General features: G+C 35.7%; 11 protein-coding genes. 2 read left to right on the top strand and 9 right to left on the bottom strand.

Annotation, left to right across the window (positions count from 1 at the left end; genetic code table 11):
* Positions 1–8 precede the first annotated feature (8 nt).
* The 6 genes from Q5Y73_RS02340 to Q5Y73_RS02315 all read right to left on the bottom strand — a co-directional run bounded on the left by Q5Y73_RS02340 (position 9) and on the right by Q5Y73_RS02315 (position 9,002).
* Positions 9–1,787 carry an acyl-CoA dehydrogenase FadE gene (locus tag Q5Y73_RS02340; RefSeq protein ID WP_305990233.1) on the bottom strand — a complete coding sequence of 593 codons (1,779 nt, stop codon included), beginning with the start codon at positions 1,785–1,787 and terminating at the stop codon, positions 9–11.
* A gap of 181 nt (positions 1,788–1,968) precedes the next feature.
* Complete coding sequence (locus Q5Y73_RS02335) at positions 1,969–3,147, bottom strand: acetyl-CoA C-acyltransferase (protein ID WP_305990232.1); 1,179 nt, start codon at positions 3,145–3,147, stop codon at positions 1,969–1,971.
* A gap of 36 nt (positions 3,148–3,183) precedes the next feature.
* The gene (locus tag Q5Y73_RS02330) at positions 3,184–5,544 is read right to left on the bottom strand and encodes a 3-hydroxyacyl-CoA dehydrogenase/enoyl-CoA hydratase family protein (protein WP_305990231.1); all 2,361 of its coding nucleotides are present in this window, start codon (positions 5,542–5,544) and stop codon (positions 3,184–3,186) included.
* A 16-nt stretch (positions 5,545–5,560) separates the two neighbouring features.
* Entirely contained in the window at positions 5,561–7,234 is a 1,674-nt protein-coding gene (locus tag Q5Y73_RS02325) for a long-chain-fatty-acid--CoA ligase (RefSeq protein ID WP_305990230.1), read from the bottom strand.
* A gap of 21 nt (positions 7,235–7,255) precedes the next feature.
* Positions 7,256–8,239 carry an electron transfer flavoprotein subunit alpha/FixB family protein gene (locus Q5Y73_RS02320; protein WP_305990229.1) on the bottom strand — a complete coding sequence of 328 codons (984 nt, stop codon included), beginning with the start codon at positions 8,237–8,239 and terminating at the stop codon, positions 7,256–7,258.
* The gene (locus Q5Y73_RS02315; RefSeq protein WP_305990228.1) at positions 8,232–9,002 is read right to left on the bottom strand and encodes an electron transfer flavoprotein subunit beta/FixA family protein; all 771 of its coding nucleotides are present in this window, start codon (positions 9,000–9,002) and stop codon (positions 8,232–8,234) included. Before Q5Y73_RS02315 ends, Q5Y73_RS02320 begins: the two co-directional genes overlap by 8 nt.
* A gap of 364 nt (positions 9,003–9,366) precedes the next feature.
* On the opposite strand from Q5Y73_RS02315, the gene Q5Y73_RS02310 reads away from it, so the two are divergent.
* Together Q5Y73_RS02310 and Q5Y73_RS02305 are read left to right on the top strand one after the other, a co-directional pair.
* Complete coding sequence (locus Q5Y73_RS02310) at positions 9,367–10,158, top strand: polysaccharide deacetylase family protein (protein WP_305990227.1); 792 nt, start codon at positions 9,367–9,369, stop codon at positions 10,156–10,158.
* 156 nt (positions 10,159–10,314) lie between these two features.
* Positions 10,315–11,904, top strand: coding sequence for an immunoglobulin-like domain-containing protein (locus Q5Y73_RS02305; RefSeq protein ID WP_305990226.1), 1,590 nt, complete (start codon positions 10,315–10,317; stop codon positions 11,902–11,904).
* Between the two features lie 12 nt (positions 11,905–11,916).
* Here the strand turns inward: Q5Y73_RS02305 and Q5Y73_RS02300 are convergent, their stop codons facing one another.
* The 3 genes from Q5Y73_RS02300 to lepB all read right to left on the bottom strand — a co-directional run bounded on the left by Q5Y73_RS02300 (position 11,917) and on the right by lepB (position 13,265).
* Positions 11,917–12,150: a hypothetical protein gene (locus Q5Y73_RS02300; RefSeq protein ID WP_305990225.1), complete on the bottom strand. Its 234-nt coding sequence runs from the start codon at positions 12,148–12,150 to the stop codon at positions 11,917–11,919.
* 155 nt (positions 12,151–12,305) lie between these two features.
* Positions 12,306–12,635, bottom strand: coding sequence for a tRNA-binding protein (locus Q5Y73_RS02295; RefSeq protein ID WP_305990224.1), 330 nt, complete (start codon positions 12,633–12,635; stop codon positions 12,306–12,308).
* Between the two features lie 21 nt (positions 12,636–12,656).
* On the bottom strand, positions 12,657–13,265 hold the full coding sequence (gene lepB, locus Q5Y73_RS02290) for a signal peptidase I (RefSeq protein ID WP_305990223.1): 609 nt from the start codon (positions 13,263–13,265) through the stop codon (positions 12,657–12,659).
* Positions 13,266–13,523: the final 258 nt, after the last annotated feature.

Raw genomic sequence — 13,523 nt, 5'->3', positions numbered from 1 at the left:
AATAACACCTAAACCGTATACTGATCAGATTGAATGATCTTATCAGCAATTTCTCTCTTAATGTGTAATAGATTTTTTGGCTTGAAGCGAACTAATTTTTTTAATATAGATAGTACCATTAATGCAGAATCACCATCATCCATAGATACAATGCCTTCTTTTGCCAATGATTCTATTTTTGCAAAACTTTCATGCGCAAATGTAGTTGTAAGGTTTAACTTTTGTTTTGCTTTATCAACTCCATCTTTAGCTATCGCTTTTTCAGTTCTTAAAATCGTTGACTCTAGAGCATAGATTTGGATCGCTAGATTTGAAATAATCTCTAAAATTTCCTGTTCCTCTTGTAATGCTTGCTTGTATTTCTTAACCGCTGTTCCACCAACCATTAGGAAGATTTTTTTAGCAGAAGCCAGCATTGCCTTTTCCTTTTCTAATGGTGTATCTTCATCTACCATAGGAGGCATATAAGCCACTAATTCCTGTTCCAAATTTGCAGCCACTTCCATCACTGGAAGTTCACCCTTCATCGCTTTACGAAACAACATGTCTGGTATTAGCAAACGGTTAATTTCATTTGTTCCTTCAAAAATACGATTAATTCTTGAGTCTCTATAAATTCTCTCTACTTTATATTCTTGTGTGAAGCCATAACCACCGTGAATTTGCACACCCTCATCTGCTACAAAATCTAAACACTCAGATGCAAAAACTTTATTTACAGAACATTCTAATGCGTAATCAGCAACTTTTTTCACTACATCCTTTTGATAGTTTTCATCGTTCTCATCCAACGTTTTCATAGCATCATCCATTAAACCGCCAGTTCTGTAGACAACACTTTCCGTTGCATAAGTGTATACTGCCATATCTGCTATTTTCTTTTGAATAAGCGGGAATTCTGTCAAAGCTTTGCCAAATTGTTTTCTTTGTTTTGCGTATTCTACAGAAAGGTCAATCGCCCATTTAGCTGTTCCTAAACATCCTGCTCCCAAGGTATAGCGACCTAAGTTCAAAATATTAAATGCAATAACATGGCCTTTTCCAATTTCACCTAATAAGTTTTCTACTGGAACTTTTACATCCTCTAGTATTAAAGGACGAGTGGAGGAACCTTTAATTCCCATTTTCTTTTCTTCAGGACCAGTAGAAACCCCTTCAAATGAATTCTCTACGATAAATGCAGTGAATTTCTCACCATCTACTTTCGCATATACAACAAACACATCTGCAAAAGCTGCGTTTGTAATAAATTGCTTAGCTCCATTTAAAATATAATGTGTTCCTTCTTCATTTAAAACAGCCGTTGTTTTTGCACCTAATGCATCTGACCCAGAAGAGGGTTCAGTTAAACAATATGCTGCCAGTTTTTTACCCGATACTAGATCAGGTAAATATCTAGATTTCTGATCTTCATTCCCGAAAAGCGCAATGGGCTGAGTACCAATCCCAACATGAGCTCCCACACTTAATGCAAAGGAGCTTCCACGTACTAATTGCTCACTAATTAAAGTAGAGCTGATTTTATCCAAATTTGTTCCACCGTAAGCTTCAGGGATAGCTGCTCCCAATAAACCTAATTCTCCAGCTTTTTGCAGCTGAGTAACTAAAAGTTCAAAATCTTGGGCTTCAATTCTCTCATCTACTGGCGCGATTTCATTTGCTACAAAATCTTCAGTCATTGCAGATATCATTTTATGCTCATCAGAAAAATCCTCGGGCGTAAACACTGAATTCGCTTCAACATCACCTAATAAATAACTTCCACCTTTAGCAACTTCTTTTATCATTCATAATTCCTCCTCAATTGTATTCTCTAAAAAAAACAGCAATCCTGCATCAATCTAAATTCCCGCAAAAGCATTTTTTTAACTTGCACTTTTACTTTTGCGGGGAAGAACTTCTTCAAAACGAATCTACAGACGTGTTGGTAATTGTATATTAATCATTTCGACTTCATAGTACTAAATTTTAAACAAATTCAAATACTCCAGCGGCTCCCATGCCACCGCCAATACACATACTAACGACACCAAATTTGCTGTTTCTACGTTTCGCCTCATGCAGCAAAGTAGTCGTTAATTTTGCTCCAGTACATCCTAATGGATGACCAAGTGCAATCGCACCGCCATTCACATTTACTTTTTCAGGATCAATTTGCAACTTCTCCATGACAGCAACACATTGAGCTGCAAAAGCTTCATTAATTTCAAACAAATCAATTTGATCTAAAGTTACACCCGCAAGCTCTAGTGCTTTTGGAATTGCAACTACTGGTCCTATACCCATAACCTCTGGCACTACTCCTCCAACAGCAAAGCTTCGGAATATAGCTAAAGGTTTTAATCCTAATTGATCTGCCTTTTCACGAGACATTACGACTACGGCAGATGCACCATCATTCATTTGAGATGCATTTCCTGCTGTAACAGATCCTCCCTGCAAAAATGCTGGTCTTAATTTAGAAAGCACTTCTGGACTTGTGCTCGGACGAACACCCTCATCTGTATCAAACATGAAGGATACTTCTTCTCTTTTACCTGAATCATTTATAATCATCTGCTTTACAGGAACTGGAACAATTTCTTCTTTGAATTTTCCAGACTCTATTGCAGTCGCCGCTTTCTGATGGCTGCTTGCAGCAAAGGCATCTTGTTTTTCACGAGAGATTTCGTATTCCTTTGCAACATTCTCTGCAGTATTCCCCATAGAGATATAAACTTCTGGACGATGATCTACCAAATAAGGATTCGGCTGTGGCTTGAACCCTGACATTGGTACATGACTCATACTTTCAACACCACCTGCAACAATCACATCTGAGAATCCACTCATAATTCGTTCCGCGGCAAAAGCAATGGATTGTAAACCTGATGAACAAAAACGATTGATTGTTAACCCTGGAACCTCATCCGGCAAACCTGCTCTCAATGCGACAATACGTCCCATATTTAAACCTTGCTCCCCTTCAGGCATCGCACATCCAATAATGACATCTTCTATTTCTTCGGCAGACAATCCGGGGGTTCGTTTAACAACCTCCTCAACGACAAGACCTCCTAAATCTTCTGCACGTGTATTTGCAAGAGAACCTCTATGAGCTTTACCCATTGGAGTTCTTACTGCTGAAACAATGACAGCTTCTTTCATATTATTACTCCTCTCAAAGTAAGACATTTTTCCAACTTAATTTCTTAACGGTTTTCTTTTTAACAACATATGTTGCATTCTTGCTTGGCTTTTTAGCTCACCTAAAAGACTTAAGAAGGCTTCTTTTTCTAAATCTAAAATGTATTGTTCGTCAACAAGTGTATTGGCTGCAATATTTCCACCCGTTAAAATGTTAGCTAGTCTAGTACCGATCAATTCATCATGATCACTGATATAACCTGAAGACTTCATGTGATATAATCCCATTTTTAATGTAGCTAAACCTGGTTCTCCAACAACTCGGATTTTTTTAGCTTCAGGTGCTTCATATCCTGCAATTGACATGCCTAGTACAGCTTGTTTTGCATCATGGATTAAATAATCTGAATTTACTGTAATACGATCCGAATCTCTTAAATATCCGAGTTCTCTAGCTTCTACTGCACTAGTAGATACTTTCGCCTGACCAATATTCTCAAATACTCGATTGACAAATGGCTGCAGATCGATTGTTTTATTAATATCCATTGGCACCGTATTTCTATATAACATTTCTTTCGTGCCGCCACCTGCAGGGATCAAACCAACCCCTACTTCTACTAATCCCATATAGGTTTCAGCAGATGCTTGAACATGTGGAGCAGGAATTACAAGTTCTACCCCTCCACCTAAACACATGTTGAATGGAGCAGATACAATTGGTTTTTCAAAGTATTTCATATTCATCGCTACTTGATGATAGGAAGAGATCATCTGCTCAATTTCAAACCAGTTTTCATCCTGTGCTTCCATAAGCATCATCATTAAATTGGCACCTACACAAAAGTGCTTTTCTTGGTGTCCAATCACAAGACCGCGATAATTTTTTCTGACTTCCTCAAAGGATAAATGGAACATTTGTAATACGTCTGGACCTACAGTGCTGTTTGGCGAGTGGAATTGCAATAATGCAATATCATCCCCGATATCAATCAAGCTAGCACCAGCATTCTTTTTTATGACACCATTCTTCTCCTTCAAATATTCTAAGTCAATGATTTCCTTTGGTGTTTCTTTTTCACTTAAAGCACCATCAATTTGAACAAAGAATGTTTTATCTTCTTCCTTCTGGTAAAAAGATGTTTTACCTTCAGCAAGCATTTTTTCAATCCATGCTGGAATCTGTTCTCCCTCTTCTTTCATTCGAGAAACTGTAGATTCCAACCCTACTGCATCCCAAGCTTCAAAAGGCCCAAGGTCCCAATTAAAGCCCCATCTCATTGCATTATCAATCGCTGAAATGTCATCTGCAATTTCTGGTATTTTGCTCGCTGAATACAACCAGCTTTTTTTCATGATTTCCCATACAAACTTACCTGCCGCATCATCGGATGCAATCATCGTTTTAAGCTTCGCTTTTAATCCTTTAGCATTTTTAGCGGCTTCCACTGAGGCAAATTTTGTTTTTGCCTTAGGAACATAACTTTTGCTCCCAATATCAAATTGTAATATTTCTTTTCCAGTTTCAGTACGTTTCATCTGGTAAAAACCTTTTTTAGTCTTTTCCCCAAGCTGTCCATTTTCAACCATTTCTGTAAGCAATTCAGGCACTTTAAATATTTCTTTTTCTGGACCATCAGGTACATTTTGATATACATTACCAGCTACAAAAACAAACGTATCAAGTCCAACTAAATCTAAAGTTCTAAATGTTGCACTCTTAGGTCTACCAGTTAGTGGCCCCGTTAATTGATCCACGTCCGCTACTGACAAACCAAACTTCTCCATCTCATGCAACGTTACCAGTAATCCATAAGTTCCGATTCGGTTTGCAATAAAATTCGGTGTATCCTTCGCTACAACAATCCCTTTCCCTAATTTCCGATCACAAAATTTTGCCATCTTTTGCACTATTTTTGGATCTGTTGCTTCTGTTGGAATCAACTCTAGCAATTTCATATATCTAGGTGGATTAAAGAAATGAGTGCCTAAAAAATGCGCTTGCAAAGGCTCCGATAGTTCCTCAGAGATTTGCTGTATAGATATTCCGGAAGTATTGGAACTGACGACCGTGCCAGGCGTCCAATGCTGCTCCACTTTTTTTAGTAATTGTTTCTTAATATCTAAATTCTCTATAACAACTTCGATAACCCAATCCACTTCAGAAAGACGGTGAAGATCATCATCAAAATTACCAACTTGAATTTTCTCTAAGGATCGTTTCGTATAGATCGGACTTGGTTTCGCTTTTAGAAGATTCTTTTTTGCAGCTTTAGCTAATCCATTTGGATCCTTTTCACCTTCAATCACTCGATCCAAAAGCAAAGTTTCAATGCCTACGTTTGCTAAATGAGCAGCAATGGATGCACCCATAACTCCTGATCCCAACACTGCTGCTTTACGAATTTGTTTTTCCATACTTTACCTCCTACCTCTATTCTTCGAGTGTGGCAGCGTGTTCCTCTGCCAAAACTCTTCTTAATATTTTTCCAACCATCGATTTAGGGAGTTCATTACGAAACTCATATATTCTTGGCACTTTATATGAAGCTAAATTAGAACGGCAAAATTGGTTCAACGCTTCTTCTGTTACATTTGAATCTTTTTTACGAACAATGTAAGCCTTCACATTTTCACCGCGATATTGATCTGGCACACCCAGAACGATAGCTTCTTTCACTCCCGGATGTTTATATAAAACCTCTTCAACCTCTCTCGGGTATACATTGTAACCGCTTGCGATAATCATATCTTTCTTACGATCCACAATATAAAAGTATCCTTTGGTATCCATATAACCCATATCACCTGTGTATAACCAACCATCCTTTAGGACAGCCGCGGTTTCCTCAGGCTGATTCCAATACCCCTTCATCACTTGTGGACCTTTCACAATAATTTCTCCAATTTCATGAGGAGGAACCTCTTCCCCAAGCTCGTTAACTATCTTACTGTCTGTATTAGGCCATGGAATGCCGACACTGCCGTCAATACGATATCCCCAAACTGGATTGGCGATAACTACTGGTGAAGCCTCTGAAAGCCCATACCCTTCTACCAAATTCCCTTTAGTCAATTCTTCAAATTTTTGTTGAGTGGATACCGGCAAAGGAGCAGAACCACTGATGCAGCACTCTATTGAAGAAAGGTCTGTTTGATTGACTTTAGGATGGTTGATAATCCCTTGATACAATGTTGGAGCACCAGGAAAAATAGTAGGCTTTTGTGATTCTATTAATTTTAATAATGAATCCACATCAAACTTAGGGATTAAATTAACAACTGCCCCTGATGCGACACTAAAGTTCATACAAGTGGTCATTCCATAGACGTGAAAAAGAGGAACAACTGCCAATACACTTCCTGTACCTTTTCTCACTTTAATCCATGCTTGACACTGAATAGTATTAGCCACAAGGTTCATGTGTGTCAGCATGACACCCTTAGAAACACCTGTAGTTCCTCCAGTGTATTGTAAAACAGCAACCTCATCAGATTTGCTCGGGCTTTCCACAGGTGCATCTGACGCTTTTTCCAATTCTTTTTTTAATGATAAAACTTGCTCTTTTTCAGGATTTAAATTTACATAAGGCCCCTTTTTCACTTTTTGCACTAGAGGATAAAGTAATTTTTTTATAAAGGGTAAGTGATCTTGTATACGAGTAACAAATATATTTTCTAGCTGGACTTTTTCTTTAACAGCTTTCACTCGAGAGTATACTAAATCAAGTGCAACAATCGTTTTAGCTCCCGAGTCTTTTAAATGATGTTCCAATTCTCTTTCGACATACAACGGATTCGTTTGAACTACTATGCCTCCCATGAATAAAATCCCATAATAGCAGTACACATATTGAGGAATATTTGGAAGCATAATCGCTACTCGATCGCCTTTTTTAACACCCATATCTTTAAGCAGGTTAGCAAATTTATACGCTTGTTTAATGAGTTCGTCATAGGTAATCTTTTCTCCAAAGAAGTAAATGGCATTATGAGTAGGAAATTGTTCATGTGAATTTTTTAAAAAATCTGATATTAATTGTGATGGATACTCAAGCTGTGGTTCGATTCCTTCCGGATAATTATTTATCCATGGAGCATTAGACATTAAAACCACCTCAAAAAATTGTTATGAAGCTTGTTTATTTATAATCTGCTTAAACTGCTCTGTTAACATCGGTACGACTTCAAATAGATCCCCAACAATACCAAAATCAGCAATATCGAAGATTGGCGCTTCAGGATCTTTATTAATTGCAACAATAATCTTTGAATTAGACATTCCTGCTAAATGTTGAATGGCGCCGGAAATTCCACATGCGATATACAAATCTGGTGTTACAACTTTTCCTGTCTGACCAATTTGCAAGGAGTAATCGCAATACTCAGCATCACATGCACCTCTTGAAGCACCAACTGCTGCTCCTAAAACATCAGCTAATTCTTTTAACGGCTCAAACCCTTCAGCAGTTTTAACTCCTCTGCCTCCAGAAACAATAATTTTCGCCTCAGACAAATCAACACCATCTGACGCTTTTTGAACAACCTCTTTCACAACCGTTCGAATATCTTTGATATCAACTTTCATTTCTTCTATTTTCGTTGTACGGCTGTTGTCAATGTCTCTACTTGGGATATTGTTTGGACGTATAGTTGCAAAAATCTTACCTTCTATAACCTCCCTTTTTTGAAATGCTTTACCTGCATAGATTGGACGAGTAAATACGATGTTTCCGCTTTCAATATTTACGTCTGTACAATCTGTAATAAGACCACAGCTTAAGTGAGCTGCTAAACGAGGAGCAAAGTCTTTACAAGATGCTGTATGCGGCATTAAGATCACTTCTGGATTCTTATCTTCTATAATAGAAATAAAAGCTTGGGTGTAGGCATCTGTCGTATAGCTCTCTAGCTGTTCATGATTCACAGACAAAACCTCGTCTGCACCATATGAAGTAAGTTGATCTGCAAAAGAGTCGGGTTGATCACCAAATAATACTGCTGTGATTTTACCACCGTCATGAATTCGTTTGGCTGCACTTAACACCTCAAAGGAAACATTTCTCAAGCTTTCATTTTTCACTTCTGCAAAAACAATCACATCTCTACCCATTGAAGTTCACCTCACCTTGTAACAATTGTACGAGCTCGTTTACTTGTTCGTTTATTTCTCCCTGTAAAATTCTACCCTCTTGCCTTTTTGGCGGAAGTACCTGATCTATGATTTTTGTTTTTGACCCAATTTGATCAAGATCAACAGCTAAATCCTCTGCTTTTAATTCTTCAATCGGTTTCCTTTTGGCTTTCATGATCCCTGGTAAAGAAGGGTACCTAGGTTCATTCAATCCTTGCTGAGCTGTAATTAAAATTGGAAGATTGGATTCAATCACTTCAATATCACCTTCCACATCACGCTCTACAACAACCTGATTGTCCTGTACCTCTAGTTTAGTAATTGCATTAACATGAGGGATATCCAGCTCTTCAGCCAAGCGTAAGCCACTCTGCCCTCCACCATTATCCACAGACATATAACCACTCAAAATCAAGTCATAGTCTTTATCCTTCACGACGGCTGCTAATACTTTGGAAGTTGTGAATTCATCTCCGAATAGTCGCTCGTCATTCACTAAAACAGCTTTATCAGCACCCATAGCTAAAGCTGTTCGTAAAGCACTTTCGGCTTGATCAGTCCCTATTGTAACCGCTGTCACCTCTCCGCCGAATCGTTCCTTTAAACGTATTGCCTCTTCCAGGGCATATTCATCATAGGGATTAATGATGAATTTTGCTCCATCTTCACTTACCTTCCCATTTTCGATGTTTACTTTTTCTTCCGTGTCAAAGGTTTGTTTCAGACATACAATAAGATTCAATATTCTCCCCTCCTAATTGGGTAATTCTTTGTTTAAAATTTATACATGTAAAACATATGATGTTTACCTTTCTATACTATTATACCGATTTAGTCATTTTGTGTAAATAGTCATCTTTCAATAAATCGTCATAATAAATACATTTTGTAACATTTATAGAAACTTTTCCGCCCGTACTGCGTTTATTATATTGGTTACATGTTCTTGGGAAGTCTATTTTATCTTCAATCAAGTGAGGTGCATTTAAATTCTAGAACCTAAACAACTAGTAAACCAAAACACAACAATTAAAAAAAATATACATAAATATATTCAGTTAAAACAAATTTTCATTTTATTATTGATATTTATAAGTATTGTTTTGATGTGGGGAGTAACAAATGAAAAAATATATTATGTAAATACAAATGAAAAATTACCCGTTTTAATGTATCATCATTTCTCAGACCAATCATCCAGCACTAGTGTAAAACCTGATGATTTTGAACAGCAAATGAAATATTTGAAGGACCAAGGGTATACAACAATATTAGTAAGTGAACTGATTAATTATACTAACAATAACCTCCCTCTTCCTGATAAACCTGTATTGATTACGATGGATGATGGATATAGCAGCAATTATGAATATGCATATCCTATTTTAAAAGAATTAAATATGAAGGCTACTTTCTATGTAGTAGTTGATCAAATGGGTGAAACCCCAGGTGTAATTGAACATTTTTCATGGGAACAAGCAAAAGAGATGTACGAGTCTGGACTGATTGATATTCAAAGCCACTCCTATAATTCTCATTCCAAAGAAACCATTGAGAATAAACCATTACTTACATATCCTATTCATGAGCATGAAACCGAAGCACAGTACATTCAGCGCATAAGGCAGGATTTATTACTTGCAAAAGAAGAAATTGAAAAGAACTTAGGGAATGAAGTGATTTCATTTGCTTATCCATTTGGTTCCTTTAATGAAGCCACTGAAGAAATCGCTAAGGAAGTAGGTTATCAACTAACATTAACCGTTCGAAATGGAATAAATAATGCTAATGATGATTTTTTTCTTTTAAATCGTATTAATGTTCCTGGAGGTTATTCAGGAGCAGACATTGTTAAAGAGATAGAGAAAAAGTTTTATTTTTTTGGATTTCGTTTTTAGTATGCTAAAACGGACTCAAGCCACTAAATTGGTTAGGTAAAGCACACTTGGAAAAAATACTTCTCTTCACTTTCTCCTCCAAAATAAAGTAAATTTCATCTTTCTAATTTTAAATGAATATGGATAGAAAGTAATACTTTTAAATGGAGGAGAAATATGAAAAAGCTGAGAATTTTATTTTTATGTATTGTTATAAATATTGGGATTGGGTCGGGACTTTTTTCTACAGTTTATTCAGAACATGATGAGCCCTTAATAGGTAAAGAAGGAAAACATGTGATGATTACTGATGAACAATCATCCCAGTCCTCACCAGCAATTTATGAGGATATTATAGTATGGATGGATCAACGAAATGGAAATCAAGATATTTATTTGTACCATTTGAAAGATGACAAAGAAACAAGAATTACAAAGAACTCTTCTCATCAATCCAATCCTGACATTTATGGCAACAACATCGTTTGGATGGATTTCCGGAATGGAAATTGGGACATCTACCTGTACGATTTGAGTACAAAACAAGAAAAACAAATTACAGTTCATCATTCAACACAGAATCATCCAGTTATATTTGAAGAAAAAGTGGTTTGGCAAGACTATCGTAACGGAAACTATGACATCTATATGTATGATATAAATTCAAGAAAAGAAATTCAGATTACGGATAATCAATATAATCAAACACAACCTGCGATTTATGGAAATAATATAGTATGGCGGGATGATCGAAACGGAAATCATGATATTTACTTATACGATTTATTATCAAACAAAGAAAGAAGAATCACTAATAATCAATTCAAACAATCTAATCCTGCAATTTATGAAAACAATATTGTATGGGAAGACAAACGTAATGGAAATTATGATATTTATTTGTATGATTTGAACACTAACACCAAAAAGCAATTGACGAATGAGGATTCTTCGCAAAAAAATCCTGTTATTTCTAAAGAACATATTATATGGCAAGATAAACGTAATGGGAACTGGACTATCTATATGTATGACTTGAACAATGGCAAAAAATCCAGAATGACATCAAATGAATCTACTCAAACCAACCCTCATCTTTATCAAGATAAAATCATGTATGTTGATGATCGAAATGCTAATTATGATATCTATATGTATATTATAAATACACCACCAAAGATCAAATTAATTGGAGATGAAAGGATTATAGTTGAAAAAGGGGATTCATATATTGATCAAGGAGCAACTGCCTTGGATAATGTAGATGGTGATATAACCAACAATATCAATAAGAAAATCACAAATGAAGATCATCATACAATAAACTTTATTGATACTGATATTACTGGCACATATACAATACACTATAATGTCAACGATAATGCCGGGAACGCAGCTGAAGAAGTCACAAAAACAATTATTGTCAGAGAACAAGACAATGAGGAAGACTCTCATACTTCCACAAATCCATCATTTCATCCAACTGCTAAAAAGGGAGATCAAAAGGGGACTACAGAGGTCAATGTAAACATTGATGAGTCTCGATACTATCTTGTAGTAGAAGTTTTATATTATAAAAAAGAAGCTTCAAATCAGATCCCAGATGGAGATAACGTTATACACCCTTATTCACCTGGGAATGATATTTTAATTGAAAATTACAAAAAAAATAATACTTATTTGGGTGTTTATTTAGTGGATTCAGATGATGAAATCGTTGATTATAAATTATTAAAGCTCACCAAAGGTAAAATTCAAAATAAATAGCCCCTCAATCCATTATTTATCACCCTTGTAAAATTTATTATATTCTGATTCGGTTAGTTTTGAGATTCTTCGTTCATTCTTTGTTACTGGGTCCGAGTATTTAGGAACTCTAGATAATTGAACTATGATTTTTAATAACATACCAAAAATAATCGCAAATCCAACTATAACTCCAATTACTGGGATAAAAATTAAACAATATCCAATTAAGAGACCAATGAAAATAAATAATATCAATTCTCTCATAATCTACCTTGCACTTCCCTATAATAAAATATTTTTAAGATGTTGAAAAAAATGTTTCTTTAAAACTATCCTCACGGAAAAATACCTCTTAATTAAAATAAGTGACTAGAAAAGCTGCTTTTTCTTAGAAAAAGCAGCTTGATAAAACTTTAGACTTAACCTAATTTGTCGCCATTTTTCACTTTTTGCTCTGGTTGAATAAGTACAACCCCTTGATCTGAATATGTTCCTAAAACCAGTGCTTCTGACATAAAAGAAGCAATTTGTTTGGGAGGGAAGTTAACCACACCCATGACTTGTTTCCCTACTAATCCATTCATATCATAACATTCCGTAATTTGAGCACTCGACTTTTTTATTCCAATCTCTTCTCCAAAATCCACCCACAATTTATATGCTGGCTTCCTGGCCTCTTCAAAGAGTTCTGCTCGTATCACTTCACCAACTCTTATGTCCAACTTAAAAAAATCATCAAAGCTTGCCATAACATAACTCCTTTTTAAAGACTAATCAATAAGTCCAAATTCGTTCAAAGGCCACATTTTCAAAATCGCTTTACCTTCTACATTTGTAATATCTACAAGTCCAAAATCACGACTGTCTCTGCTTTTCTCTCTATTATCTCCCATTACAAATACATAACCTTCTGGTACTTCAATGGGCAATTCAAAGTCTCTCGCAAACGTCTTGTCACTTTCGATGTAAGGTTCGTCTATTAATTCATCATTAATGTACACTTGTCCATCCTTAATATCAATCGTGTCTCCTGGAGTGGCTATGACTCGCTTAACCAACCTTTTTCTCGGATCATTACCTGTCACCTTATTCATATAATCTTGTAATTGAATTCCAATACTGCTGCTCCAAAAACCACCTGTCTTTTCTTCTTCAGTAAAGATGACAATGTCCCCGCGATCAAGATCATCAAATTGATTTGAAAGTTTATCAACGATTAATCTTTCATCCTCAAATAAAGTATTTTCCATCGATGATTGCTTTACTTCAGTTACAGCTAATACTTCACTTTGAATAAAAAAAGCGATACCAAATGCGACTAAGAATGTAACTATCCAACTGACTAATTCTTTTCCTATCTTTTTTGTTGTTCCACTCATATCTCTTTCATCTCCTTATGCATAATTAAACGTGATTGATTGTATGAAGTTTCGTTTTTAATTTATATTTTCAATTTCTTAGAATTAAACTCTTCTTTTACTACTTTTCCCCTATGTTTACCAGTATTATAATAGATAGTATACTTAATATAAAAGAAACATAGAACTTTACAATATTTAACACCATTTTAACAAACTCAATTTCAAGATTCAAAGATTTTAAATTTACTTTGGACATCTGACTGACACAAAACTTTA

Origin of the sequence: Chengkuizengella axinellae, from assembly GCF_030730905.1 — a bacterium.
Taxonomy (GTDB): domain Bacteria; phylum Bacillota; class Bacilli; order Paenibacillales; family KCTC-33759; genus Chengkuizengella; species Chengkuizengella axinellae.
The sequence above is the reverse complement of the archived record's forward strand: the minus strand, read 5'-3'. Positions and strand labels throughout refer to the sequence as shown.

What these genes read in the sequence shown, in the direction of transcription:
- Q5Y73_RS02340 (WP_305990233.1), bottom strand. Translation starts at nt 1,787, where the DNA reads ATGATAAAAGAAGTTGCTAAAGGTGGAAGTTATTTATTAGGTGATGTT.
- Q5Y73_RS02335 (WP_305990232.1), bottom strand. Translation starts at nt 3,147, where the DNA reads ATGAAAGAAGCTGTCATTGTTTCAGCAGTAAGAACTCCAATGGGTAAA.
- Q5Y73_RS02330 (WP_305990231.1), bottom strand. Translation starts at nt 5,544, where the DNA reads ATGGAAAAACAAATTCGTAAAGCAGCAGTGTTGGGATCAGGAGTTATG.
- Q5Y73_RS02325 (WP_305990230.1), bottom strand. Translation starts at nt 7,234, where the DNA reads ATGTCTAATGCTCCATGGATAAATAATTATCCGGAAGGAATCGAACCA.
- Q5Y73_RS02320 (WP_305990229.1), bottom strand. Translation starts at nt 8,239, where the DNA reads ATGGGTAGAGATGTGATTGTTTTTGCAGAAGTGAAAAATGAAAGCTTG.
- Q5Y73_RS02310 (WP_305990227.1), top strand. Translation starts at nt 9,367, where the DNA reads ATGTGGGGAGTAACAAATGAAAAAATATATTATGTAAATACAAATGAA.
- Q5Y73_RS02305 (WP_305990226.1), top strand. Translation starts at nt 10,315, where the DNA reads ATGAAAAAGCTGAGAATTTTATTTTTATGTATTGTTATAAATATTGGG.
- Q5Y73_RS02300 (WP_305990225.1), bottom strand. Translation starts at nt 12,150, where the DNA reads ATGAGAGAATTGATATTATTTATTTTCATTGGTCTCTTAATTGGATAT.
- Q5Y73_RS02295 (WP_305990224.1), bottom strand. Translation starts at nt 12,635, where the DNA reads ATGGCAAGCTTTGATGATTTTTTTAAGTTGGACATAAGAGTTGGTGAA.
- lepB (WP_305990223.1), bottom strand. Translation starts at nt 13,265, where the DNA reads ATGAGTGGAACAACAAAAAAGATAGGAAAAGAATTAGTCAGTTGGATA.